This is a genomic window from Arthrobacter sp. P1_D4, from assembly GCF_056406115.1.
In genome coordinates, this window is the sequence record NZ_JBFUAU010000020.1 from 100,986 (window position 1) to 126,667 (window position 25,682).

General features: G+C 66.2%; 21 protein-coding genes and 1 pseudogene. 18 read left to right on the top strand and 4 right to left on the bottom strand.

Annotation, left to right across the window (positions count from 1 at the left end):
- Window positions 1-5: 5 nt before the first annotated feature.
- The 6 genes from AC1D0A_RS18715 to AC1D0A_RS18740 all read left to right on the top strand — a co-directional run bounded on the left by AC1D0A_RS18715 (window position 6) and on the right by AC1D0A_RS18740 (window position 8,423).
- Window positions 6-1,739 (top strand): ABC transporter ATP-binding protein, encoded by a 1,734-nt coding sequence (locus AC1D0A_RS18715; RefSeq protein WP_476946514.1) that lies wholly within the window; start codon window positions 6-8, stop codon window positions 1,737-1,739.
- The gene (locus AC1D0A_RS18720) at window positions 1,736-3,811 is read left to right on the top strand and encodes an ABC transporter ATP-binding protein (RefSeq protein WP_476946515.1); all 2,076 of its coding nucleotides are present in this window, start codon (window positions 1,736-1,738) and stop codon (window positions 3,809-3,811) included. Before AC1D0A_RS18715 ends, AC1D0A_RS18720 begins: the two co-directional genes overlap by 4 nt.
- Before the next feature lie 149 nt (window positions 3,812-3,960).
- Entirely contained in the window at window positions 3,961-4,392 is a 432-nt protein-coding gene (locus AC1D0A_RS18725; protein ID WP_243181568.1) for an acyl-CoA thioesterase, read from the top strand.
- 59 nt (window positions 4,393-4,451) lie between these two features.
- The gene (locus AC1D0A_RS18730) at window positions 4,452-4,748 is read left to right on the top strand and encodes a membrane protein (protein WP_028275636.1); all 297 of its coding nucleotides are present in this window, start codon (window positions 4,452-4,454) and stop codon (window positions 4,746-4,748) included.
- A gap of 68 nt (window positions 4,749-4,816) precedes the next feature.
- Window positions 4,817-7,048 carry an McrB family protein gene (locus tag AC1D0A_RS18735; protein ID WP_476946516.1) on the top strand — a complete coding sequence of 744 codons (2,232 nt, stop codon included), beginning with the start codon at window positions 4,817-4,819 and terminating at the stop codon, window positions 7,046-7,048.
- Window positions 7,041-8,423: an McrC family protein gene (locus AC1D0A_RS18740; protein WP_243181566.1), complete on the top strand. Its 1,383-nt coding sequence runs from the start codon at window positions 7,041-7,043 to the stop codon at window positions 8,421-8,423. The genes AC1D0A_RS18735 and AC1D0A_RS18740 overlap by 8 nt, the downstream gene beginning before the upstream one ends.
- Here AC1D0A_RS18740 and AC1D0A_RS18745 read toward each other — a convergent pair.
- The 3 genes from AC1D0A_RS18745 to AC1D0A_RS18755 form a co-directional block, all read right to left on the bottom strand.
- Window positions 8,420-8,776 carry a hypothetical protein gene (locus AC1D0A_RS18745; protein ID WP_243181565.1) on the bottom strand — a complete coding sequence of 119 codons (357 nt, stop codon included), beginning with the start codon at window positions 8,774-8,776 and terminating at the stop codon, window positions 8,420-8,422. The two genes, AC1D0A_RS18740 and AC1D0A_RS18745, sit on opposite strands and share 4 nt — an antisense overlap.
- 146 nt (window positions 8,777-8,922) lie before the next feature.
- Window positions 8,923-9,396: a very short patch repair endonuclease gene (locus AC1D0A_RS18750; protein ID WP_243181564.1), complete on the bottom strand. Its 474-nt coding sequence runs from the start codon at window positions 9,394-9,396 to the stop codon at window positions 8,923-8,925.
- Window positions 9,397-9,542: 146 nt separating this feature from the next.
- Window positions 9,543-9,977 carry a pyridoxamine 5'-phosphate oxidase family protein gene (locus AC1D0A_RS18755; protein WP_476946517.1) on the bottom strand — a complete coding sequence of 145 codons (435 nt, stop codon included), beginning with the start codon at window positions 9,975-9,977 and terminating at the stop codon, window positions 9,543-9,545.
- A 257-nt stretch (window positions 9,978-10,234) separates the two neighbouring features.
- Here AC1D0A_RS18755 and AC1D0A_RS18760 point away from each other — a divergent pair, with 257 nt between their 5' ends.
- A complete protein-coding gene (locus AC1D0A_RS18760) occupies window positions 10,235-10,822 on the top strand; it encodes a DUF6318 family protein (RefSeq protein WP_279294368.1) in 588 nt (195 codons plus the stop codon).
- Window positions 10,819-11,745, top strand: coding sequence for a hypothetical protein (locus AC1D0A_RS18765; RefSeq protein ID WP_476946518.1), 927 nt, complete (start codon window positions 10,819-10,821; stop codon window positions 11,743-11,745). The genes AC1D0A_RS18760 and AC1D0A_RS18765 overlap by 4 nt, the downstream gene beginning before the upstream one ends.
- A gap of 7 nt (window positions 11,746-11,752) precedes the next feature.
- Here AC1D0A_RS18765 and AC1D0A_RS18770 read toward each other — a convergent pair whose 3' ends face one another.
- Window positions 11,753-13,090 carry a helix-turn-helix domain-containing protein gene (locus AC1D0A_RS18770; RefSeq protein ID WP_243181561.1) on the bottom strand — a complete coding sequence of 446 codons (1,338 nt, stop codon included), beginning with the start codon at window positions 13,088-13,090 and terminating at the stop codon, window positions 11,753-11,755.
- 205 nt (window positions 13,091-13,295) lie between these two features.
- Between AC1D0A_RS18770 and AC1D0A_RS18775 the strand changes: the two genes are divergently transcribed.
- From AC1D0A_RS18775 to AC1D0A_RS18820, 10 genes and pseudogenes are all read left to right on the top strand, one after another.
- A complete protein-coding gene (locus tag AC1D0A_RS18775) occupies window positions 13,296-15,086 on the top strand; it encodes an NAD(P)/FAD-dependent oxidoreductase (RefSeq protein WP_243181560.1) in 1,791 nt (596 codons plus the stop codon).
- A 147-nt stretch (window positions 15,087-15,233) separates the two neighbouring features.
- Window positions 15,234-16,289, top strand: a complete 1,056-nt coding sequence (locus AC1D0A_RS18780) for a 2,3-butanediol dehydrogenase (RefSeq protein ID WP_243181559.1) — start codon at window positions 15,234-15,236, stop codon at window positions 16,287-16,289.
- A gap of 82 nt (window positions 16,290-16,371) precedes the next feature.
- Window positions 16,372-17,442 carry an alkene reductase gene (locus AC1D0A_RS18785; RefSeq protein ID WP_243181558.1) on the top strand — a complete coding sequence of 357 codons (1,071 nt, stop codon included), beginning with the start codon at window positions 16,372-16,374 and terminating at the stop codon, window positions 17,440-17,442.
- A 585-nt stretch (window positions 17,443-18,027) separates the two neighbouring features.
- Window positions 18,028-18,738, top strand: coding sequence for a GntR family transcriptional regulator (locus tag AC1D0A_RS18790; RefSeq protein ID WP_476946519.1), 711 nt, complete (start codon window positions 18,028-18,030; stop codon window positions 18,736-18,738).
- 170 nt (window positions 18,739-18,908) lie between these two features.
- Window positions 18,909-20,249 carry an MFS transporter gene (locus AC1D0A_RS18795; protein WP_476946520.1) on the top strand — a complete coding sequence of 447 codons (1,341 nt, stop codon included), beginning with the start codon at window positions 18,909-18,911 and terminating at the stop codon, window positions 20,247-20,249.
- Window positions 20,246-21,355 carry a 2-hydroxyacid dehydrogenase gene (locus AC1D0A_RS18800; RefSeq protein ID WP_476946521.1) on the top strand — a complete coding sequence of 370 codons (1,110 nt, stop codon included), beginning with the start codon at window positions 20,246-20,248 and terminating at the stop codon, window positions 21,353-21,355. The genes AC1D0A_RS18795 and AC1D0A_RS18800 overlap by 4 nt, the downstream gene beginning before the upstream one ends.
- A 78-nt stretch (window positions 21,356-21,433) precedes the next feature.
- Window positions 21,434-22,438: a sugar phosphate isomerase/epimerase family protein gene (locus AC1D0A_RS18805; RefSeq protein WP_028275649.1), complete on the top strand. Its 1,005-nt coding sequence runs from the start codon at window positions 21,434-21,436 to the stop codon at window positions 22,436-22,438.
- Between the two features lie 149 nt (window positions 22,439-22,587).
- Window positions 22,588-24,179: pseudogene (locus AC1D0A_RS18810) on the top strand (dihydroxyacetone kinase family protein).
- Window positions 24,176-24,658: a ribose-5-phosphate isomerase gene (locus AC1D0A_RS18815; RefSeq protein WP_018775886.1), complete on the top strand. Its 483-nt coding sequence runs from the start codon at window positions 24,176-24,178 to the stop codon at window positions 24,656-24,658. The pseudogene AC1D0A_RS18810 and the gene AC1D0A_RS18815 overlap by 4 nt, the downstream one beginning before the upstream one ends.
- A gap of 2 nt (window positions 24,659-24,660) precedes the next feature.
- On the top strand, window positions 24,661-25,647 hold the full coding sequence (locus AC1D0A_RS18820; protein ID WP_243181553.1) for a 3-hydroxyacyl-CoA dehydrogenase family protein: 987 nt from the start codon (window positions 24,661-24,663) through the stop codon (window positions 25,645-25,647).
- Window positions 25,648-25,682: the final 35 nt, after the last annotated feature.

Consider the following 25,682-nt stretch of genomic DNA (forward strand, 5'->3'; position numbering starts at 1 on the left):
TGGGCATGCTCGTTACCCTCATGCGGCGCTATTCCAAGCCGTATCTGCCATACATCGCGGCTGTGGTCATCTTCCAGCTGGCCTCGACCATCGCGGCTCTGTACCTCCCCAGCCTCAATGCCCAGATCATCGACGAGGGCGTCTCCCGCGGCGACACGGACTACATCTGGCGCACCGGCGGCGTCATGCTCGGCGTCGCGCTGATCCAGGTGGCCACCGCGATCGCCGGCGTCTACTTCGGCTCGAAGGCGGCGATGGCGTTCGGCCGGGACCTGCGCCGCGGCGTGTTCCGCAAGGTGAGCAGCTTCTCGGCGCGGGACGTCAACCTCTTCGGCGCCCCCACCCTGATCACCCGGGGCACCAACGATGTGCAGCAGGTCCAGATGCTCATGCTCATGGCACTGAACTTCATGGTGGCCACACCCATCATGTGCATCGGCGGGATCTTCATGGCCCTGCGCGAGGACCTCAACCTGTCCTGGCTCGTCTGGGTGTCCGTGCCCCTGCTCGTGGTCGTGGTGGGCTACCTCGTGGTCCGCCTGATGCCGCTCTTCCGTTCCATGCAGGAGAAGATCGACCGGCTCAACGGTGTCCTCCGCGAGCAGATCATCGGCATCCGCGTGGTCCGGGCCTTCGTGCGCGAACCCCACGAGGCCGAGCGCTTCGGCGCGGCCAACCAGGACCTCACCGACGTCTCGCTGAAGATCGGTTCCCTGTTTGTGCTGATGTTCCCCGCCATCGGCATGATCCTGCACATCTCCACGGCCGCTGTGCTCTGGTTCGGTGGCCAGCGCGTCGACGCCGGCGAGATGCAGGTCGGCTCTCTGACGGCCTTCCTCCAGTACCTCCTGCAGATCCTCATGGCCGTCATGATGGGCACCTTCATGGCCATGATGATTCCCCGCGCCTCGGTCTGCGCCGACCGGATCGGTGAAGTGCTCGACGTCGAGCCTTCCATCCACGAATCGCTCACCCCGGTGACGCCTGCGGCAAAGGCCGGCCGCGTCGAATTCCGCAACGTGACCTTCGCCTACCCTGGCGCTGAAGCTCCCGTGCTCAGCAACATCAGCTTTACGGCCGAGCCCGGACAGACCGTGGCGATCATCGGCTCCACCGGCGCCGGCAAGTCCAGCCTGCTGGCCCTGCTCCCGCGGCTGTACGACGCCGAGTCGGGCGAGGTCCTGCTCGACGGCGTCCCCGTCACCCAGCTGGACCGCGCCGAGATCACGCAGCGCGTGGCCATGGTGCCGCAGCGGCCCTACCTGTTCTCCGGAACCATTGAGCACAACCTGCGCTTCGGCAAGCCCGAGGCCACGGACTCGGACCTGTGGGAGGCACTGACGGTCGCCCAGGCCGCGGAGTTCGTGCGCGAAAAGAAGGGCGGCCTCGCAGCGCGGATCGCCCAGGGCGGCACCAACGTCTCCGGCGGCCAGCGGCAGCGGCTGTGCATCGCCCGCGCGCTCGTCACCGAACCCAAGGTCTTCCTGTTCGACGACTCGTTCTCGGCCCTTGACGTCGCCACCGACGCCAGGCTCCGCCGGGCGCTCAAGGCCAAGACGGCCGATGCCACAGTGATCATCGTCGGCCAGCGGGTGTCCACCATCGCCGATGCGGACCAGATCCTCGTGCTGGACAACGGCAGGATCGTGGACCGCGGAACACATGAGGAACTGTTGGAAAGCTCCAGCACCTACCAGGAAATCGTCGAATCCCAGCTGAGCGCGGAGGCAGTGGCATGAGCACCAACGAGAAAGTCTCCAGCACGCCGGCCACCGCAGCCGGCCAGGCCGCTGCCGATACGGACGCCACCGACCTGATCGAAGATGACTTCATCGAGGAGGAGTACACGCCCGGCGAGGCCGACGGCGGCATGTTCGGTGCCGTGCCGGCCAAGAAGGCCCAGCACTTCTGGCCCTCGGCCAAACGGCTCATGGGGCTGCTGAAGCCCGAGCGCGCCGGTATCACCGCCGTGCTCGCCATGGTGACGGTCGCCGTCGTCCTCAACGTCATTGCCCCGAGGATCCTGGGCCAGGCGATGGACGTGATCTTCGCCGGAGTGGTCGGCAAGCAGCTCCCGGCCGGGGCCACCAAAGAACAGTTCATCGAAGGACTGCGCTCCCAGGGCCAGGACAACTTTGCCGACATGCTCGCCAAGATGGACGTCGTGCCGGGCGCCGGCATCGATTTCCAGAAGCTCGCGTTCCTCATCAGCGTGGTGCTGGTGATGTACTTCGTGGCCAACATCTTCCTCTGGCTCCAGGGCTATGTCCTCAACGTGCTGGTCATGCGCGTGGTCCGCACGCTGCGCGATGACACCGAGAAGAAACTCAACAAGCTGCCGCTGAACTACTTCGATACCCGCCAGCGCGGCGACATCCTTTCCCGCGTCACGAACGACGTCGACAACATCCAGCAGGCGCTCCAGCAGGCCTTCGCCCAGCTCGTGAACTCGGCCCTGACGGTCATCGGGATCGTGATCATGATGTTCATCGTGTCCTGGCAGCTGGCCCTGATCGCGCTCGTCGCCCTGCCGCTCTCCGGCGTGGCAGCCGGCATCATTGGCGCCCGCAGCCAGAAACTCTTCGCCGCCCAGTGGAAGAACACCGGCGAGCTCAACGGCCAGATCGAGGAATCGTTCTCCGGCCATGACCTCGTCCGCGTGTTCGGCCGCGACGCCGACATGCTGGCCCGCTTCGACGAGCGCAACGAGGAACTCTACAAGGCCAGCTTCGGAGCCCAGTTCGTCTCCGGCATGATCATGCCGGTCATGCAGTTTGTCTCCTACCTCAGCTATGTCGGGATCGCCGTCGTCGGCGGACTGCGCGTGGCCTCGGGCAGCATGAGCCTGGGCGACGCCACGGCGTTCATCCAGTACTCACGCGAATTCACCCAGCCGCTGGGCCAGATGGCCGGCATGGCCAACATGCTGCAGTCCGGTGTCGCCTCCGCCGAGCGGGTCTTTGAATTCCTCGACGCCGACGAACAGGACGCCGAGACCGCCACCGAGCACCTCCCGGCCAAGACCGACGGGCACGTCGAGTTCAAGCACGTCACCTTCAGCTACACGCCGGACAGGCCGCTGATCGAAGACCTGTCCTTCACGGCCGAACCCGGACACACGGTGGCGATCGTGGGACCGACCGGGGCGGGCAAGACCACCCTCGTCAACCTCGTGATGCGCTTCTACGAGCTCAACTCCGGCGGCATCACCCTGGACGGTGTGGACATCACCCGGCTGAGCCGTTCGGAGCTGCGCGCCAAGGTGGGCATGGTGCTGCAGGACGCCTGGCTGTTCGGCGGAACCATCTACGAGAACATCCGCTACGGCAAGCTGGACGCCACCGAAGAACAGATCATGGCGGCGGCCAAGGCCACGTTCGTGGACCGCTTCGTCCGGGCGCTGCCGGAGGGCTACAACACGGTGATCGACGAAGAAGGCAACAACGTCAGTGCCGGCGAAAAGCAGCTGATCACCATCGCCCGGGCCTTTGTGGCGAACCCGTCGCTGCTGATCCTGGACGAGGCCACGAGTTCCGTGGATACCCGCACCGAAGCCCTGGTCCAGAAGGCCATGGCGGCGCTGCGGACGGAACGCACCAGCTTCGTCATCGCCCACCGCCTCTCCACCATCCGGGACGCGGACACCATCCTTGTTATGGAGGACGGGCAGATCGTCGAGCAGGGCCGGCACGCCCAACTGCTGGCCCTGCAGGGCGCGTACTACCGGCTGTACATGTCCCAGTTCGCCGGCGAGGACGCAGACTCTGCCGTGGCGGATTCCGCGGAGGACGCGACGGCGGTGCACAGCTGAGCGCCGCAGGCCCCGCCGGGAAGAGCACAGCCGGCGGGCACGGGCCCGGCAGGGAGAGCGCAGGCACAGCCGCGGGCCCCGCCGGCAAGGGTGCAGCCGCTGGGGAGAACACATCCACGGAGCCCTGGCGCCTCGAGGTGGGCGTGCCGATGCGCTGGAGCGACATGGATGCCTACGGGCACATCAACAACGTCCAGATTGTCCGGATCCTCGAAGAAGCACGGATCGCGGCGTTCGGCCCGCCCCGGGGGCCCGGGCTGCCGGGAACCGAACCGCTGGTGCCGCTCTTCAATGAAATTCCGGAAGGGACGCTGGCGCTCGTGGTGGAGCACAAGATCAGGTACGTCAGGACCCTTGAGTACCGGAACGTGCCCGCCGTCGTCCAGTTGTGGATCGGCGCGGTCAAGGGCGCCAGCTTTGACATCCACTACCTGGTGCAGGATCCCGTCACGCGCGAGGACTGCGTCCGGGCCACGAGCCATCTCGCCTTCGTGGACGAGGCAACCGGCCGGGTTCTGCGGCTGACGCCCGAACAGAAGGACCGGCTGGCCCCCTACACCCCTGCCCACCCGGTCCAATAGCCTCTACCACGGTGCCGGTAGGGCTCCTAGAATGAACAACTCCGACGCTAAAAGGAGGCGTGGTCGTTGTGAACATGGGCCAGAACATGCACAAGAAGCACACCCGCAAGAAGAAGTGGAACGAACTCTCGCCGATTGCACGGTTCGGAACCATCGCCGCTGCCATCGTCCAACTCTCGCTGCTGGTCGCGGCCCAGACGGACATCAGCCGACGCCCGTCTGCGCAGATCCGCGGCAGCAAGGCCATGTGGCGGCTTGCCACGCTGGTGAATTTCATCGGTCCGGCCACGTATTTCACCTTCGGCGTGAAGCGCCGGCCCGGCGCGAAACCGAGTCTGCTGCCCGCCCGTCCGTAATCTACTGGCCGGTAGTTTGGGGTCGGCGTTAAATGGGCGCGTTCAGTTTAAGCCTGTAAATTGAACGTATGACCCCAACCAAGAAGCCTGCCCTGCACCGCGCCCTCGGTATCTCCAAGGAGATTGAAGACGCGGCGTGGTTTGTGCTGGGCCCGGGGTTGCTCGGCAAGGCGTCCCCCCTGGACGGCCGCACCAAAACGTGGTCCGTCCAGGCTGCCGCGGAGTTGCTGGAACGCCTCGAACGGGGCGTTCCAGATCCCAAGGCGCCGATGATGACCAACCTGCGCCAGAACCTGGAAGACGCCACCCGCGGGGCGAAGCAACTGGCCGTGGAGCTACTCTTCCTCCAGTCCCTGCCGCTGGCCCACGAGGTCAAGTCGCTGAAGGTCAAGCGGGCCCGCGTCGCCGAGGCGGCATCCTGGCTGGAGCCTGCGATGGAGCTCCCCGACGAGCTCTACGCGGGCATGACGGACCACGGCGTGATCCGGGACCGCACCGCCGAATTCAACTGGACCATCTGGGACCACCTGAAATGGCTCTGCCGCTTCGTGCAGCACGTCGCACAGCGGCCGGCCCACGTCGTCCAGGCCGCGGTCAAGGATCCGCTGGCCTTCCACCGGCTGGTCGCCGGCACCCCGGATGACCAGCCGGCCATCCGCCGCAGCATTGAGTTCCTGGTCTGGCCCAGCTACTTCGAACCCGTGGTGGCCGATGTCGAACGGCAGGAGATCCGCGACGCCTTCGCTTCCCTCGTGGGCGGGGCCAAGGGGGACAGCGACGAGGAGATTTCGGCGGACATCCACCGGATCCGCCTGCACCTGGACCAGCAGGCCGGGCAGCGGATCGACTGGTACTCACGCCAGCTGGTGAGCCAGTGGCGGAAGGTCGGCGACCCCGGCCGCCGCGCCTGGCTCCTGCGCACCCACCACGACAACGCCGAGCTGCTGGGGGAGTGGCGGGACGAGGAAGCGGTGACGCTCGACGTCGAACACCTCCGCCTGCTGGACCCCGGCGTCACCGCGGGGCTGGTCCAGAACGCCGTTGACGAGGACTACAAGCACCTCGGCTACGTGGAGCGTGAGGACACCAAGACCGCAGTCTTCGCCTTCCTGACCGTCATGAAGCCGGGTGACCTGGCGCTCTACCAGAGCTCGGGCAAGGTCCGGATCGGCGTGGTCCTCGGCGAACCGGAGCATGCCAAAGACAACCGCCAGCTCCGCCGCAAGGTCCGCTGGTTCGATGAGGAACACGACGCCACCGGCCTGCCCCGCCACGTGCAGCGCCAGCTGACCACCTCCGGCAACATCGTGGACATCACCCGCGTGATCCAGGCGCTCGAGGCGCTGCTGCCGGCTGAAGCGGAAGCCGAGGACGGCGACGGCGCCGCGCCGGATGCCGCCGTCGAACCGGCCTGTGACGGGTTCCGGCCGCTGACGCCGGAGTTCGCCGCGTCCCTGCACATGGACCTGGAGCCGCTGCAGGAAATCGCCGAACTCCTCGAGGAGAACCGGCAGCTGGTGCTCTACGGTCCGCCGGGAACCGGCAAGACGTACCTCGCCAAACACCTCGCCGCCGAGCTCGCCGGCGACACCACGGACGAGCGGGTCAAGCTGGTCCAGTTCCACCCGTCGTACGCCTATGAGGATTTCTTCGAGGGATTCCGCCCGGACAAGACGGACGAGGGGCAGGTCTCCTTCAAGCTCGTGGCGGGACCGCTGCGCCGGCTCGCCGAGGAAGCGGCCAAGCCCGGGAACGAGAGCAAACCGTACTTCCTGATCATCGACGAGATGAACCGGGCCAACCTCGCCAAGGTGTTCGGCGAGCTGTACTTCCTGCTCGAATACCGCGACGACCGCATCTACCTGCAATACAGCCCCAACGAGCCGTTCACCCTGCCGGACAACCTTTACATCATCGGCACCATGAACACCGCGGACCGGTCCATCGCGATGATGGACGCGGCCATCCGGCGGCGGTTCTCCTTCATCGAGCTGCACCCGAAGACGGAACCCGTGAAGGGCTCGCTGCTGCGCTTCCTCCAGGCCCGCGACCTGGACACGACGCCGGCCCTGCTGCTTGACGCTTTGAACGACGCGATCGACGAATGGGACCGCGACCTCATGATCGGGCCCTCCTACTTCATGAAGAAGTCCGCGCAGACGCCCAAGGGCCTGAGCAGGATCTGGAAATACGAGCTCATGCCGCTGCTGGAGGAGCACTATCACGGGCAGCTCAACCGCGCCCAGCTCGAGGAACGGTTCGGACTGGAACAACTCCTGGGCCGCCTGGCGCATGCCTAGGCTGGCCGGGGACGCCGTAGCGCTGGACCGCAGTTCGTCGGACCGCAATGCCTCTGACCATCGGGGTTCATCCGGAGGCGGTCCGGCCGGGCGCGGTTCATCCGGACGGGGTTCATCCGGACGGGGTTCATCCGGACGCGGTGCGGCGGAGGCCTGCCGGCACATTGTCCTCGACGAACTCTCCGCCGGCGTCGTGGAGCGGCTTGATCCGGACACTGCCGCCTACGTCAACGCCAGCGGCCTGGCGAAGGCCTCGCCGATGGGCATGGGCCTGTACCGGGTCGAACCGGTGGGGACCGTCGGCTCCGTGCGCACTCCCGCCGTGCAGCTGGAGGTGCGACCGAAGGGTCGGCTCGGTCTGAGCCGTTTGCTGTTCCTGCTCGGCTACGCGGGGGACCAAGGGTTCCGGGACGATTCTGTCGCCGCGGTGGAGCACACTGAACTTTGGAGCGCCCTGGCCGAATCCCTGGCGCAGCTCGCTGACCGGGCGCTGAGCCGCGGCGTGCTGCAGGGGTATCTCATGGTGGAAGAATCCCTCCGGACCGTCAAGGGCCGGATCCGGATGTCGGACCAGATTTCCCGCCGGCCCGGCATGCTGGTTCCGCTGGAAGTCTCCTACGACGAGTTCACCGAGGACATCGCGGAGAACCGGATTCTGCGCGCCGCACTGGAACGGATGTCCCAGGTGCCGCGGGTTCGGCCGGAAGTCCTGAGCCGCCTGCGCCAGCTCAAGGGAAAGCTCGACGCCGTGACGCGCCTTCAGTCCGGCGCGCCGCTGCCGCAGTGGCGGCCCAGCCGGATGAACACCCGTTACCACGCCGCTCTCCGGCTCGCCGAACTGATCCTGCGGAACGCGTCGGCGGAGGCCGGCGACGGCAAGCAGCAGTCGGCGTCGTTCGTGGTGGACATGGCAAAGGTGTTCGAGGACTTCGTGGGAACAGCCCTGCGCGAAGCCATGGCCGCCTACCCCGGGGAAATGCGGTTGCGCTACAACGCCCTGCTGAACGAGGCCGTCCGCGACTCGGACCGCATTGTGGTGCAGCCCGGTGCCGTCCACTTCCTCGGCGGCCGGCCCGTGATGGTGTACGACGCCAAGTACAAGGCCGCGGCCGACGTCGGCGCGTCCCTTTCGGGCGACCACTACCGGATGCTGGCCTACTGCACATCCTTGCGGGTGCCGACGGCGTGGATCGTTTACCCGGGAGCCGGGGAAATCAAGCTGCGCCGAATTCTCAATACCGACATCGACATTGTCGAGTTCCCGCTGGATCTGTCGCTACCGCCCTCGGAAATCCTGGCCGCCGTGGCAGATCTTGCCCAGCAGTCGTGGGGCGAAGTGCTCCGGCAGGCCAGTATCGACAGGTCCGCCGGCTAGGCGGATTCCTGCTGGTCGGCCACTGTCCGCAAATGTTCCAGGAGCGCCTTTTCCGGCTGGCCCGGGTTGTTGGCGACGTGCCACTGGAGTTTCTCCCGCACGTCAGCTTCTTCCGGGTTGGTGCCAGCCAGAACCTCATCAATGATCGAGGCCGCCTGCCGGCGCAGCGGCTCCAGATCCGGGTTCGCTCCGCGGAGCGGGCGGGCCCGGAAGCCGTGGAGCCTCGTGTGGCCGAGGCGACGGAACGGCAGAACTGTGGGGCTGGAATCTGTGGGGCTGGAATCTGCGGGACTGGAATCTGTTGGCGCAGCAGCCGTTTCGGGCTGGTCGTTGGACATCAGCAAGTGCGGCATCGTGCGCTCTCCCGTGTTTGCAGTACGCGTTGGTACTGACCGAATAATGCCTATCGCCCCCGGAGTCGAATATTAGCTGAGGTCGTTCAGCCTGCACCGGAGGTGGGCCGCGCGACACGCGGGGCGTTGCTGCTCAGCGAAGGTCCTCAGGAGGGTTCGTCCCGGGCCGGGCTGTGCAGGAAAGGACTGTGGCGGGGAGGGCCCTGGAGGAAGGCATCGAGGCGGAGCTCCAACGCCGATCGGTCCTTCAGTTCGCACTCCCACACGGTGAGGACTTCCCAGCCATCGAGTTCGAGCTGAAGCCGCTGGGCGGCGTCGCGGTTCCGGGTGCGCGTGCGCTTGGTTTCCCAGAACTCGGCGTTTGCTTGGGGTGCGTGCTGGCCCACCCGGCAGTCGTGGAAATGCCAGAAGCAGCCGTTGACGAAGATGACTTTGCGGCGGCCGGCGAAGACGAGATCGGGGTTGCCCGGGAGTTTGCCGCCGCTCGCGGTGCCGTGCAGGCGATAGCGGTATCCCTTCGCGTGCAGTAGCCTACGGACCAGCATTTCCGGCTTGGTGTTCTTGCCCCGGATCCTGGACATGTTCCAGCTGCGCCGCTCCGGAGTCAGCTTGTCCGCCATTGTTTAAGTCTAGGCGGGTGCCAAGTCCTGGCGCCGGCCAGCAGCCGCCGGGCAGCAGCCTCGGGGCGCGGGTCTGAAGCGGACCGGGGGTGGCGGACCGGGCAACTGCGGGTCTGGGAACTGCGGGCGGTAGCCGCCGTCGGGCGTTAGATTTCCCGCTCCGGGTGTTCGCCGAACTGGAAGTGGCGTCCGCTGAGCGACGTCGGCGTAATTTCGACGTAGAAGTCCTTCAACGTCGGAACCCACGGTTTCAGCCCGAGGGCCTCGGCGTCGGCGATGTCCGCCGATTGGTCGAGCACGCGTGCAGTGCCGCGCAGGACTACTGACCATGCTTCCTCGGACAGGATCCCGTCGGTTTCGAAGAGAACCTTCGAGTTGATGGTGAGCTCGGCCAGTTTGTTTCCCGGGGCGGTGCGGAGGAACAGTTTCCGGCCGCTGGCCGCGTAGTTCACGGGGAAAATGTCGGGTTCTCCGGCCACGGTGACCACGAGCCTGCCGTGCTTTGTAGCCTCAATCAATGTCCAGGCTTGGTCGTCGTCCAGTGGGAGGATCGGATTGCCGTCTTCGTGTTCGAACATCATGGGTTCATTGTTCTGAATCGGGCGGTCGCTGGCTAGGGGCTAAAGGACTGCCGGGGTGTTCTGCTGGTCCGACAGGCGGGCGCATGCTGCCTGTGGATAATTTTGACCGGCAAAATGTGATCTCAGTTACCCTTAAGCCACAAATTGGCTTCAATCGTCTTGATTTTCTATCGGGGGAGTAGCTGACCATGACATCTCGCACTTCGCTTTCCGGTCCCTGGCGAGCCTGTGCGGTCGCTTGGGTGTCGATCTCCCTGATGTCGGCCACAGCGTGCAGCGGGGGTGGAACGCCACCTCCCGGATCTCCACCTGCTGCTTCGCAGAGTCCCTCAGGGCCGGCCACCCCGAGCACAACTCCAACACCTACTGCCAGCTACAAGCCCGCCGACGCGACCGGCAAGGCGCAGAACGTGCCAGTACCCGAGTTGCCGGAAGCTGCGAAGGCGGAGACGAAGGAAGGCGCTGTTGCTTTTGCCAAACATTGGTACACCCTGCTGAATTACGCTTATCAGACTGGGGAATTCCGGCTGATGGATGAGGTGACAGACTCATCCTGCAGGTTATGTGCGAAGGTGCGCTCGGGAATTGTGGAGTGGAACTCGGAAGGACGATGGATCGCGGGAGGGCTACTCCAAGCGAAGGGGGCCTATACCAACTTCGTCAAGACATCCCGGGGTACCTACCAGGTGACCACACAGTTGGAGCAGTCGGCAGGAGCCCTCTATCGAGCTGACTCAAGCGTCGAGAAATCCGTGCCTGCCTCCCAAGTGCTAGCAGATATCATGATTCTCCGCTTCTCTGACGGTCGTTGGATGGCGATGGATGTTGACCGGATCGGTGCATGAATCGCCTCGCGCGTTCAGGACGAAGGCGGTGGGGTATCGGGATTGTGCTCGCCGCTGTCATGTCTCTTTCGACGGCCGTTAGCCCTTCTGCCAACGCCGAAGCATCCGACGTTTTCTGGAACGAGACGGGTGTGGGCGTGTGGAGGTATGACTCGACGTTCGGGGTTTGGGTGGATGCGCCCGGGACTGCTCCGGAGAGCCCATTCCAGTACAGGTTCGAGTATCTGTGCCTGATAGATAACAACAACTTCGATCTTCCGTGTCTAGCGGCGACGGCAGAGTGTAACGCTGGCGAAAACGGCCGCCCCGTTAGATGGTGGTGGAAGTTGGTTGTTGCGGGACCGAATGATTGGAGCCGCATCTCGCCTGACCGGTGTGTCTATCTCGAGAAACCCGTAGACGTGCTGGGCCAGATTGCCGCCCAGATTCAGACCAAATTTCAGCAACTACCAATCAATGCCGGCCGAAGCGTCATGCAGCCGAGCCCACACACTCTGAGGGGTGCCGAGACAAATTTCTATGCCGAGGCCATCGAGCAAACATTTGGCGTCGATATGCTGGGCCAAAGTGTGGCTATTGTGGCTAAGCCCGTGCAGTACTCCTGGAGCTATGGCGACGGCACCTCGCTCGGCCCGCAAGCGGTGGCCGGCGGACCGCTTCCGCAGGATCGCTGGGGCGAGAAGACCCTGACGAGTCACGTGTACACACAAACCGGCGACTTCCCGGTGGTTTTGACGACGCATTTCCAGGGAACCTACTCCGTCAATGGCGGACCGCCGCTGCCCATCCCCGGCCAAGGGCAATTCAGCTCGCCGCCGCAGACCGTCAGTGTCTGGCGGACGATCACCAGGAACTACGCAGACACGTGCCTGCAGAATCCCCAAGGCCAAGGCTGCCCCGGGGTCGCCCCGCCGCCTCCCTAGTCCGTGGCTAGGCTCGCAATTCCCGGTCCACCCGTTCCATCCGGGCATTCACGAGCTGGCAACGCGGGTCGTCCGGCCCCAATTGCGCAGCCACGGCAGCCGCAGTCGCCGTATCGAAGGACCCCATGTCGCTCGTGCACCACTGCAGCATCAGCCGGGCATCACCGCTTGACCGGACGGAAGCTCCCACGGCCGTGTTGAGCTCGTCGCGCATGAACCCGATCGCCAGATTGACCGAACGGGTGAGCAGTGTTGCCGGGTACGCCGCGAACGCCTCGGCAACCCGACCGCCCCGCAGGTGACCGGCCACAACGGAAGCGTCGGTAACGACGTTGAGGGTTGAAGAGAATCGGTAGGGGTTCGCTTCCAGGATATCTCCCAGAACGGCGCGGATCCGGTGCATCTCGGTCCGGATCGCCGCGCCGGTGCCCGCATCGCCATGGATCTCGTACGCCAATTCTTCGGCACTCCAGCCCTGATCACGCGAGGCCAGAAGGGCCAGGATCTCGGCGCGGCGCACAGTCAGCGGACGGCTGATGCCGCCGTCGACTGCCGCGGATGGCGCGTCCCCCAAGAGCCGCAGCACGAGCTGGGGTCGGGCGCCGCCGTCGCGCACTGCCCGCTCGCCACGGGGTGCCCGCTGCCCCGAGTGACCGATGCCGCCGTCGGGAAACGGGGCCGATTTCAGCAGCTCCTCTGCGAGCCGAACTCCGCAACGCACCAGCCGCAGGCTGTCCGGTGTGACCGATTCGAACGGGCCAGAGACGTCCAGGACGCCGACGATGTCGCCGGTCAAAGGGTCGCGAATGGGGGATGCGGTGCAAGCCCAGTCATGGTGGGTTCGCACGAGGTGCTCGGCCGAGAAGAGTTGCGCCGGGGCGCCGGTCACCAAGGCCTCGCTGATGGCGTTGGTGCCCACCCCTGATTCGGACCAGTCGGCGCCCTCCACGAACTCCAGCGAGTCCGCGAGCCGCAAGGCCTGCTTGCTGCCGACGCGCCACAGCACTTCGCCCTCGTGGTCGGTCACGATCAGCAGATGGCGTCCGGTCGCGGTCTCATCGGCCAGAAGCTGTGACAGCGCAGGCATCACCGCAGCCAGCCGATGGCCGGCGCTGAGGGATCGCGCCTCGGAGACTTCATGCCGGTGCAGAGGCCGGTGCTGGTCCGGATTGATGCCCAGTGCCAGGGAACGCTGCCAAGACTTGATAAGCGACGGCGAGAGGTGCGGATCCGGAATGCCCGAAATCGTGGTCTCGTGCGCCGCCCGGAGTATTCGGGCGTATTCCGCCGGTGCAGAAAACCTGAGGTCCGAGGGATGCGTGATGGGGCCGTTGCCCTGCCGCATGCTCATTCTCTCAACTCGCCCTCGAATCGTCGCACCCGGCTGGGTCCCTGCCGCCGTCGGCCAACCTGCGCGCCCGCCGACAGCTTGAGAGCTCCGTGTAACCCGATTGTAACCCCCTGCGACATTTACTTGTGATGCGGGTCACTGCGTGGTCTACGCGCCACGCAACGGGAGCGGCCCCCTGTCAGCAATGGAAAGAGGAAACATGCCTGAGACACCAAACGGCGTCGTCGGGGCGTGGCTGGCGCAGTTCGATGAGGCACTGCGCAGCCACAACACGGACGCCGCACTGGAACTTTTCGACGACGACTCGTACTGGCGCGACTTCGTCTCCTTCACCTGGAACCTCAAGACGCTGGAGGGCAAAGAGGACATCCGGCGCATGCTCGAGACGACCCTGGACGACGTGCAGCCCAGCAACTGGATCCTCGCCGAGGACGCCACCGGGGACGCCGCCAATGCCGAGGCCTGGGTGAACTTCGAGACCGCCCAGGCCCGGGGCTACGCCCATCTGCGCCTCCGGAATGGCAAATGCTGGACCCTGCTCACCACCATGCAGGAACTGAAGGGCTTTGAGGAAAAGAAGGGCCCCAACCGGGACAAGGGGGTCGCCCACGAGATCACCAAAGGACGCAAATCCTGGCTGGAACTGAAGGAGGAGCAGGAGGCGAGGCTCGGCTACGAAGACCAGCCCTACACCGTCATCATTGGCGGCGGCCAGGGCGGGATCGGGCTGGGCGCGCGGCTGCGGAGGCTCGGAGTGCCCACCATCATCATCGAAAAGAATGAGCGCGCGGGTGACTCCTGGCGTAACCGCTACAAGTCCCTCCACCTGCACGATCCGGTCTGGTACGACCACCTGCCCTACATGAAGTTCCCCGACGACTGGCCGGTTTTCGCGGCCAAGGACAAGATCGGCGACTGGCTGGAAAACTACACACGGATCATGGAACTGAACTACTGGTCCAAGACCGAGTGCACCAACGCCCGCTTCGACGAAACGTCCCAGGAGTGGGTGGTGGAGGTGATGCGCGACGGCGAACCGGTCACCCTGCGCCCGAAGCAGCTCGTCTTCGCCCTGGGTGTATCGGGGTACCCGAGCGTCCCCACGTTCGACGGCGCCGAGTCCTTCCTGGGGGAGCAGTACCACTCGTCCAAGCACCCGGGCGGTGGCGACTGGACCGGCAAGAAGGCCGTGGTCATCGGCTCCAACAATTCGGCCCACGATATTTGCGCCGACCTTTGGGAACACGGCGCGGACGTCACCATGGTCCAGCGGTCCTCGACGCATATTGCCCGCAGTGAATCCCTCATGGACCTGGCTCTCGGCGGGCTGTACTCCGAAGAGGCGCTGGCCAACGGCGTCACCACGGAGAAAGCCGACCTGCTGTTTGCCTCCTTGCCGTACCGGATTCTGCCCGAAGCCCAGATCCCGGTTTATGCGGAGATGGCCCGCCGGGACGCGGAGTTCTACGCCCAGCTCGAGGCTGCCGGCTTTGACCTGGACTTCGGCGTTGACGGCTCGGGCTTGTTCCTGAAGTACCTGAGGCGCGGCTCCGGCTACTACATCGACGTCGGCGCCTCGCAGCTGATCATCGACGGCCGGGTCAAGCTGGCCAATGGCCAGGTCAGCAAGATCACCGGCAACTCCGTCGTGATGGCCAACGGAACGGAGCTGGATGCCGACGTCATTATTTACGCCACGGGGTATGGGTCGATGAACGGCTGGCTGGCTGATTTGGTCTCGCCCGAGGTGGCGGACGCCGTCGGCAAGTGCTGGGGGTTCGGATCGGAGACGCCGAAGGATCCGGGGCCGTGGGAGGGGGAACTGCGCAACATGTGGAAGCCCACCAACGTGGAGAACCTGTGGATCCACGGCGGCAATCTGCACCAGAGCCGGCACTATTCGAATTATCTTGCCCTGCAGCTCAAGGCCAGGATGGAAGGGCTGCCGACGCCGGTCTTCGAGCTGCAGCCCACGCATCACGCGCGCTAACCGGACGCGCTGACTCACGGGGTCGTGACAATCTCAGGCACGGCCACCAGACTGGGGCTACGGCCCCGCTGTGAAAATCCAACTTCTATTCCGTGGATGCGCCTGATCGGGCGCATCCACGGTCCTGGACTGCGAAGGTGAAACACCATGAAAGCAGCACGATTCCACGCCCGCGAGGATCTCCGGATCGAAGACATTCAAGAGCCGGAGCTGCGACCGGGGACGGTGAAGATCGCCGTGGCCTGGTGCGGTATCTGCGGCACCGACCTCCATGAATTCCTGGAAGGACCCATTTTCACCCCGCCGCCCGGCCACCCCCACGGGCTCACCCACGAGGCCGCCCCGGTCACCCTCGGCCACGAGTTCTCCGGCACCATCGAGGAGCTGGGGGAAGGCGTCAGCGGTCTGGCCGTCGGAGACAACGTCGTCGTGGAGCCGTACTACGTCTGCAATGAATGCGGTCCCTGCCTCAGCGGCCACTACAACCTGTGCACCAAGTTGGGCTTCATCGGCCTGGCGGGCGGCGGTGGCGGCTTGAGCGAGAAGATCGTCGTCGACACCCGGTGGGTGCACTCTGTCGGCGCCATCCCCCTGGACGAGGCCGCCCTGATCGAACCCCTTGCGGTGGCGTATCACGCCGTCGGCCGGAGCGGCGTCAAAGCCGGGGACGTCGCCGTCGTCGGGGGTGCCGGACCCATCGGCCTGCTGACCGCCGCGGTCCTCAAAGGCATCGGCGTCACCACGATCGTTACCGAGCTGTCTGCCGCCCGCAAAGACAAGGCGACTTCGTCCGGGGTCGCGGATCACGTGCTCGATCCGAGTGCCGAGGACGTCAAGGCGCGCGTGCTGGAACTGACCGACGGTGCGGGGGCCGATGCGGCGTTTGAATGTGCCGGTGTGAATGCGGTGCTGGACACCATGCTCGACGTCGTGAGGCCCGCCGGCGTCGTCGTCAACGTCTCGATCTGGGGGCACCCGGCCACGGTCGACATGCAGAAAGTAGTGCTCAAGGAAATTGACCTGCGCGGCACCATCGCCTACTGCGGCGACCACGAAGCCGCCATCAGGCTCGTCCAGGAAGGAAAAGTCGACCTGAAACCCTTCATCACGGGGCGGATCGCCTTGGACGACTTAGTGGACAAGGGGTTCGACACGCTGATCAACCACAACGACACCGCGGTGAAGATCATTGTCCACCCGTAGTGATCCGAGTCTCACGCGGGAATAGTTGCAGACGCCTCGCAGTTGCCGCCAGTGAACCCATTTACTGCGAAAGGAATTGCGCATGCTGTTTTCCCCGATGACCCTCGGCGAGCTGGAACTGCCCAACCGGCTCGTCATGGCGCCGCTGACCCGTCTCCGTTCCGGCCAGGAAGGTATCCCGGGGCCCCTGGTTGCCGAGCACTACCGCCAGCGCGCCTCACTGGGCCTGATCGTCAGCGAGGGCACCTATCCGAGCCCGGCCGGGCGCTCGTACCCGGGCCAGCCCGGCATCGTCACCCCGGACCAGATTGCCGGCTGGAAGAAGGTCACGGACGCCGTTCACGCCGAAGGCGGCCGGATCTTCGCGCAGATCATGCACGGTGGCCGGGTTTCACATGAGGACATCACCGGCGGCCACCAGGTAGTTGCGCCTAGCGCCATCGCCGTCGAGGCAGAGACCCGTACGTCCAAGGGCAAGCAGGCGCACCCCGTGCCGCACGCCCTGACCACCGACGAACTGCCCGGCGTCCTGCAGGAAATTGTCCAGGGCTCGCGGAACGCCATCGAGGCAGGGTTCGACGGCGTGGAGCTGCACTCTGCCAACGGTTACCTGCTGCACGAATTCCTGGCACCGTCGTCGAACCAGCGTGACGACACCTACGGCGGCACGCCCGAGAACCGGGCGCGCTTCGTGATCGAAGTTGTGCAGGCCGTGGTGGAGGCCGTGGGCGCCGAACGCGTCGGCATCAGGATCTCGCCGGAGCACAACGTCCAGGGTGTCACCGAACTGGACGCCGCAGATGTTCGTGAGACGTACCGCCTGCTGGTGGATGCTATTGCGCCGCTGAACCTGGCCTACCTGAGCATCCTGCACAAGGATCCCACCGGCGAGCTGGTCCAGGACCTGCGGTCACGGTTCAACGGCGCCTTCCTCGTCAATACCGGATTCGGCGTCATCACCACACGGGATGAGGCCATCTCGCTGGTTGCCGACGGGCACGCTGACGCCGTCGTCGTCGGACGCCCGGCCATCGCCAACCCGGACCTCGCCCGCCGCTGGCGCGAAGGCCTGCCGGTCAACGAGCCAAACGCATCCACGTTCTACGCCGACGGCGCCGAGGGCTACACCGACTACCCGGTCTACCAGAACTAGGGCCATCTGCGGCGCGGTGACTCCCGCGGAGCCGCGCAGCGCACGCTCGGTTGGACATGCTCAGCCGCAGCCACGACCAGTGGGCAGAATGCCATTCTGCCCACTGATCGCATTTAACAATGAGCATGTCCCTCGCAGGGCAGGTCCGAGACAGGATGCGCGAGTCACAGGGCCGCGCCCGCTGCCGGACATGTGCCGCGATGATCTGCACGAGAGAGCATGTTCCTCGCGGCGCATCATGGCCACCGGACATGCCCGGCGGCAGCCACGGCCAGTGGGCAGAATGCCATTCTGCCCACTGGCCGCGCCTAACAATGAGCATGTCCCTCGCCGGTTGGGCCTAAGACTGGACATGTGCCTCGCTGGAATGTGCGGGTGGGCATGTCCCGTCCTGCACATCGGGGCCACCGGGACATGGTCCCTCGACGAATTGGCCACTGGACATGTCCTGTGGCTGGCGCCGGGATTGGGCATGTCCCCCGTGGGCCCATGACGCGGAGCGAGGGGCATGTCCAGCGGTGGGGGGCGGCAAATGGGCATGTCCCGGAGGGGGCCTCGCCGTGCCTGGTCCTATAGGATCTGAAGATGCAATTAGCTTCCACCGGCAGCCATTTTGAGGGGCGCCCCGCCGGCCGCCCCGTCAGCCGGCAGGTTCTGGCGGACCACGTCTACGAGGAACTTCTGGCGTCGCTGATGGATGGCCGGCTGGAACCCGGAACCGCGGTCAGCATCGACGGGACTGCCCGGGAACTCGACGTCTCGCCCACCCCCGTGCGGGAGGCGCTCGCCAGGCTGGAACACACCGGGATGGTGCGCCGCGTGGCCCTTAAGGGCTACCGGGTTGCTCCGGTGTTCACCCGGGAAGACTTCGCCGAGCTTATGGAAGCCCGGCTCGCGATCGAACCTGTGAACGCCCGCCTGGCGTGTGCCCGGCTGACGCCCGGCCACCTGGCCGAACTGGAACGGGCTGTCGCCGATCTCAAGGACGCACCGCGCGGGCCCTCGTTCGCCGAGTTCCGCGGCTACCTCGAGGCCGACGAGCGGTTCCACCGGCTGATCGCGGAGCAGACGGGCAACCAGTTCATGGTGGCAGCTTATGCCGCCCTCGGCGGGCAGATTCAGCGCTTCCGCCTGTTCGGGGGAGTGGGGATCACCGACGCCGACCACGCGATCGCCGAACATCAGGCCGTCCTGGATGCCTTGGCGACGGGCGACCCGGAGAAGGCCGCAGCTGCAATGGCCGAGCACGTGCAAAAGGTGCGCGGCCGCGCCATCGCGGACGCTCCCGCGGAATAAGCCTCGCTTCCCAGGGTGACGCACGCGGCTCCAACACCGCGTAACAGTGCGCCGCACCCGGCTTCTGCGCCCACTTTTTGTGACCCCCTTCACAGCTGATCGAAGACCCTATAGGATCTTCGATTGTGACGGCTACGGTGCCGGCATGGGGAGTCACAAGGGAGTGAAGAGTGCAAACAGAAACTTTGGCCGCAGGGCCCAAGGAGTCCGCAACACGCCGCACCATCAAGAATCTGCGGTGGTGGATTCTCGGCTGGGCGCTGGCCGCCGGCATCATCAACTACATGGACCGCAGTGCGATCTCCATCGCCGCGCCGCAACTGATTAAAGACTTCGGCATGACCCGGACGGACATTGGCCTCCTGGGCACCGTGTTCTCCTGGACCTACGCTTTTGCCCAGCTGCCCGCTGGCTGGCTCGTGGACAAGCTGGGCGCCCGACGGATGTACTTCCTCGCAATCGCGGGCTGGAGCATCGCGACCGCGCTGATGGCCGTCGGCACCAAGATGTGGCAGTTCGTCACCTTCCGCTTCCTGCTCGGCATCACCGAGGCCCCCAACGGGCCGGCGTCGGCAAAGCTCACCGCCGACTGGTTCCCCCGGGCCGAGCGCGGACAGGCCACCGCCATCTGGGACAGCGGTTCCAAATGGGGACCCGCCATCGCGCCGCCCGTCCTGACCGCCATCATGCTCGCGTTCGGCTGGCAGGCCATCTTCCTCTTCCTCGGTGTCGCAGGCATCGTGCTGGCATTGGCCTTCTTCCTTTACTACCGCGCTCCCGAAGAGCACAAGCGCATCAGCGCGAAGGAACTGGATTACATCGAAAGCCAGCGCACCACCCAGCTCCTGACTGCCAAGAAGGTTTCGTGGCTCGGACTCTTTAAGCACCGCCAGATCTGGGGCATGATGGCCGGATTCTTCTGCGTCATTTGGATCTGGAACATCTTCATCGTCTTCCTGCCGCTCTACCTGCAGGAAGAACGCGGTGCCAGCATCGCCAGCTCCGGCTGGCTTGCGGCTGTCCCGTACCTCGGCGCAGCCATCCTCGGCATCACCGGCGGCTGGGTCATGACGCGCTACTCGAAGAAGGCCGGCCGCGATCCGCTGCTGGCCAAGCGCCACGTGATGTCCATTGCAGCGGTTGCCGCCGGCATCTTGATCTGCCTCATCCCGTTCGTAGATTCCCTCCCGCTCGCCATCGCTGTCATGACCGTGGCACTGGGCTTCGTCGCCACCATGCAGGCGGCCGCGTGGGCCATGCCCGGCGACATCGTGGACAACTCACAGGTTGCCTCCGTCGGTGCCATCCAGAACTTCGGCGGCTACTTCGGCGGCGCCTTTGCCCCGCTGCTGACCGGTGTGATCGCCGATGCCACCGGCTCCTACGCGCCGTCGTTCGTGATCGGCGGCGTCATCGCCGCCCTGGCCGCAGTGGCGTACACCGTGCTGGTCCGCGAACCCATCAAGGACAAGACCGCAGCAGCGCAGACAGAAAGCCGAACCGACGCATGAGCACAGCAACAAATGCATTGACGACGACGGCGGTCGCCACCACGGCGGCCGCCCCGGCGGCGGGAACCACCACCGCGGGCACCGCCCGCTCGCCGTTCACCGTGGCCGTCACGGCCGACGCCGCGCGGCCGGACGGAAGCTCCATTCACGGGGATCTGGGGCTGCAGCGGCTCAGCGAACATGGCATCAGCTGGAGCGTCCTGCCCAGTTACACAGACCCGGTTCCGCTGGCCGACCTCGCCGGGGTCCAGGCCGTGCTGTCCCTGGGGCACATCGCCTTCGATTCACGCACCGTGGACCACGCCCCGGACCTGAGGCTGATTGCCCGGTTCGGGGCCGGCTACGAAACCATCGACTTGGACGCCTGCACCCGCGCCGGCATCGTTGTCACCAACACCCCGGATGCCATCCGGCGGCCGTTGGCGGTGGCGGGACTGACGCTGCTCCTGGCGCTCTCGCACAAGCTCCTGGCCAAGGACAGGCTGACCCGGACCTCTGACTGGGCGCAGCGCGAGCACTACCGCGGCGCGCCGCTGGTGGGCCAGACGGTCGGCATCGTGGGCTTCGGCAGTGTGGGCGCTGAGCTCGCCCGCCTCCTGGCCCCGCTCGGGGTGAAAGTCGTGGGCAACAACCGCAGCGGCCGCCACGCGGAGGCCGCCGGACTCGGCGTCGAACTGCTGGGCCTGAATGAGCTCCTGGAGCGCTCGGATTACGTTGTGCTCTGCGCCGCGCTGACACCGGCGACCGAAAAACTGATCGGCGCGGCCGCGTTGGCGCGGATGAAGCCAAGCGCCTACCTGATCAATATCGGCCGCGGAAAGCTCGTGGACACGGATGCCCTCCGGGACGCCCTGCGGGAGGCCCGGATCGCCGGCGCCGGCCTGGACGTCTTTGAGCCGGAACCCCTGCTTCCCGACGACGAGCTCCTGACCTTGGACAACGTGGTGCTTTCCCCGCATTCCCTGTGCTGGACCGAGGACTTCACGCGGGACGTCGCGGCCAGCGCCATTGGGTCGATCCTGGCGGTCGCGGCAGGGGAGCGCCCTGCCAACGTCCTGAATCCGGAGGTCTTCGCGACAGCGGCCTTCGCCGCGAAACGCTCGTAACCCGGGGGTGTGACCTTGACAACATCCCTCTAGATAGTAAATCCTATAGGAAACAGGATTCCACGAAGGAGTGAACCCATGGCCTATACAGCCGAAAACTGGCCCATCACCGCAGCGCTCCTGCAGTTCCCGGGGACCGACGCGCAGGGCAACCACATCAACGACGCCGACGCCTCCGCCTGGGCCGAGGTCCTCACCGAGGTCAAGGACGCCGGCTTTGCCAATGCCGACCTCACGGACAGCTGGGTCCGCCCCGGTGACCTGAGCTCGGCGCGGCTCGCCGAGTTCAAGCAGACCGCGGACAACGTCGGCATCGGCATCCCCGTCATCTCGGCCATCCGCCGCAGCGTGATCGAGGAAGGCAACTGGGAAGCGAACCTGGCGTACAGCCACCGCACCATCGACGCCGCCGCCGAGCTGGGCTGCGAGGTCGTCTCGTTCGGACTGCACCAGGCCATCACCGCCGAGCAGCAGAAGCAGCTCTGGTTCTGGACCGTCGAAGGGTACAAGGATCCGGTAGGGGACAAGGAAACGTGGGGCAAAGCTGTGAGCCGCCTGCGCGACCTTGGCCAGCACGCGGCCGAGGTCGGCGTCCTGCTCTCGCTTGAAATGTACGAGGACACCTACCTCGGCACCGCGGATTCTTCCGTTCAGCTGGTCCAGGACATCGGCCTGGCCAACGTCGGCATCAACCCGGACATCGGCAACCTCATCCGGCTGCACCGCCCGATCGAGGACTGGCGCGAGATGGTCGCCAAGACCCTCCCGTACTCCAACTACTGGCACATGAAGAACTACATCCGCGACGAGGACGTCGCCCGGGACACCTACGTGGCGATGCCGGCCCCGATGGAAAGCGGCCTCATCAACTACCGCGAGGCGTTCAAGACCGCGCTCTCCGTCGGCTTCCAAGGCATCCTGTGCACCGAGCACTACGGCGGCGACGGCCTCAGCGTCACGGCCAGCAACCAGGACTACCTCCGCCGCCAGGTCCTGCCGAAGACCGACGGCTACGCCCTCGGCGCGAGCCAGGTGGCCCAGGGCCGGCAGTTGCCGGCAGCCACGGCACTCGCCAGCGCCTGAACGGGCGCCTGAAGCCAGCTTCTGAACTCAGCGCCTGACCGGGCGCCGACACCGGCGCGTGGTGCGGCCGTCAAGCCACTTGGGGGGCGGCCGCACCACCCACCTCAACCCACAGCATTAGTTCTCCAACACGGATTCAATGAGGAACCATGACCCAGATCTTCGACAATCCCGCTGATTTCGCGGATGAGGCACTGGACGGCTTCGTTGCGGCCAACCGCGGCTACGTGGCCCGAGTCGACGGCGGCGTCGTCCGCTCCACCGAAGTCCCCTCCGGGCAGGTGGCCCTGGTGGTCGGCGGCGGCTCCGGGCACTACCCGGCCTTCGCCGGCCTCGTCGGGCCCGGCCTGGCCACCGCCTCGGCCTGCGGCAACATGTTCGCCTCGCCCGCGGCCGGCCAGGTCTACCGCGTGGCCAAGGCCGCCAACGCCGGCGGCGGCGTGCTGCTGAGCTACGGCAACTATGCCGGCGACGTCCTGCACTTCGGCCAGGCCCAGCTGCGCCTCAACGCCGAAGGCATCGAAACCCGCACCGTCCTGGTCACCGACGACATCGCCAGCGCCCCGCTGGAGCAGATCGAGAAGCGCCGCGGCATCGCCGGGGACCTGACGGTCTTCAAGATCGCCGGCGCTGCCGCAGAGGCGGGACTGAGCCTGGACGACGTCGAACGGCTGGCCATCCGGACCAACTACCGCACCCGGTCCCTCGGCGTGGCCTTCGACGGCTGCACGCTGCCCGGCGCGGAGGCCCCGCTGTTCTCTGTCCCCGCGGGGCACATGTCCCTGGGCCTGGGCATCCACGGCGAACCGGGCATCTCCGACCACCCCATGCCCACCGCCTCCGAACTGGCCGAACTCCTGGTCAGCCGGCTCCTGGCCGACAAACCGGACGACGCCGGCACCCGCGTGGTCGCAATCGTCAACGGCCTCGGCACGGTCAAGTACGACGAACTCTTCCTGCTGTTCGGCAAGATCGAGAAGCTCCTCACCGCCGCCGGGCTCACCGTCGTCGAACCCGAATGCGGCGAGCTCGTCACGAGCCTGGACATGTCCGGGCTGTCCCTGACCCTGCTGTGGCTGGACGAGGAACTCGAGCAGTACTGGGCCGCCCCGGCCGACACCCCGGCGTTCCGCAAGGGAAACCTGGCACCCCGTGCCCGCCGCGAACTCGCGGGTCCGGACGCCGAAGAGACCGCCGACGTCGAACGGCCCACCGCCGCGGCGGCAGCCCTCGGCCGGCTGGCCGCCGACTTCCTCGGCCAGGCGCGGGACGTGGTGGTCGAGCATGAGGAAGAACTGGGCCACCTGGACGCCCGCCCCGCCCGCCGCCCCCCCCGGGCAACCAGGACAGCTACAGCGGCGAGGACGCGGCCGCCGCGGTCACGGCCTTCGTGGATGCCATCACCGCGCTCGGCAAGGCCGAGCCGGGGGACAAGACCATGGTGGACGCCCTCTTGCCGTTCCAGGACGCTTTCCTCACCGCGTTCGACGCCGGCACACCAGTGGCCGGTTCCCTCGCCGCGGCGGCGGCCGCCGCCACAGCCGCCGCAGAGCGGACCGCCGGGCTGCGTCCGCTCAAAGGCAGGGCCCGCCCGCTCGCCGAGAAGAGCCTCGGCCACCCCGACCCCGGAGCGGTGTCCTTCGCCCTCATCGCGACCCGGATATCCACCCACACCGACACCGCAGACACAGGATCCCGGCCCGGCACCCCCGAGCCGGCGGAACAAGGAGCACAAGCATGAGCACAGCAACAGGCTGGCGCGTGGTCATCGGCAACGATGAGGCCGGCGTCGAATACAAGAACGCGCTGAAGGCGCTCCTCGAAGCCGACCCCCGTGTGGCGTCCGTGCAGGACGTGGGAGTCGGCGCCAACGACTCCACCGCTTATCCGCACGTCGCCGTCGACGCGGCCCGCAAGATCGCCGACGGCGACGCCGACCGGGCGCTGCTGATCTGCGGCACCGGCCTGGGCGTGGCGATCGCGGCCAACAAGGTCCCCGGCATCCGCGCCGTCACGGCCCACGACAGCTACTCGGTGGAGCGGTCCGTCCTGAGCAACAACGCCCAGGTGCTCACGCTGGGGCAGCGCGTCATCGGGCTGGAACTGGCCAAGAAGCTCGTGGGTGAATGGCTGAGCCACCGCTTCGACGAAAACTCCTCCTCCGCCGCGAAGGTGGACGCCATCTGCTCGTACGAACCCGAATACACGAAGGCAGTCTGAATATGACCGAATCAACAGCAACCGCAGCCGCCATCAACGCCGCCCGCAAGATCGCCGTCGTCGGCTCCGGCTACATGGGCGGCGGGATCGCGCAGGTCCTGGCACTCGGTGGCGCCCGGGTGGCGCTCGCGGATGTGTCCGCGGAAGTGGCCCAGAAGAATTACGAGCGGCTCCTGGCCGAATCCGACGAATTCGTTGCCGCCGGGCTGTTCCCGGAAGGCGCCACCGCAATCCTGAAGGAAAACCTCTGGCCCGCCAAGGACATCGAGGAGGCCGTGGCGGACGCCGACTTCATCGAAGAAGCCGTCCCCGAGGTCATCGAGATCAAGCACCAGACCCTCGCCCGCATCAGCGCGGCCGCCCGCCCGGACGCCATCATCGGGTCCAACACGTCCACGATCTCCATCGCGGACCTGTCCGAGCCGGTCACCAACCCGGAGCGCTTCCTGGGCGTGCACTTCTCCAACCCGTCCCCGTTCATCCCGGGCGTTGAAATCATCCCCCATGCCGGCACCTCGGCCGCCACGGTCGGCGCCGTCCGCGACCTCGTGCACGCGGCCAACAAGCAGACCGCCGTCGTCAAGGACGTCACCGGCTTCGTGCTCAACCGGCTCCAGTACGCGCTGTTCCACGAGGCCGCCCAGCTGGTGGAGCAGGAGATCGCGACCGCGGAGGACGTCGACACCCTGGTCCGCACCACCTTCGGCTTCCGGCTGCCGTTCTTCGGGCCCTTCGCCATTGCCGACATGGCCGGGCTGGACGTCTACAACTTCTGCTACAAGTCCCTCCAGACCGATTTCCCGGAACGGTTCGCGACGCCGAAGATCCTCACCGACCTGGTGGAGGCCGGAAAGCTGGGCACCAAGACCGGAGCTGGCTTCCTCAACGTCCCGGCGGAGCGCACGCCGGAACTGATCGCCTACCGGAACAAGGCGTACGTGGCCATGCAGAAGCTCATCGACGAGCTCGGCCCCGCCCCCATCAGCTGATTCCGCATCTTCCTCTTTCACTTCAGGAGCCTTCC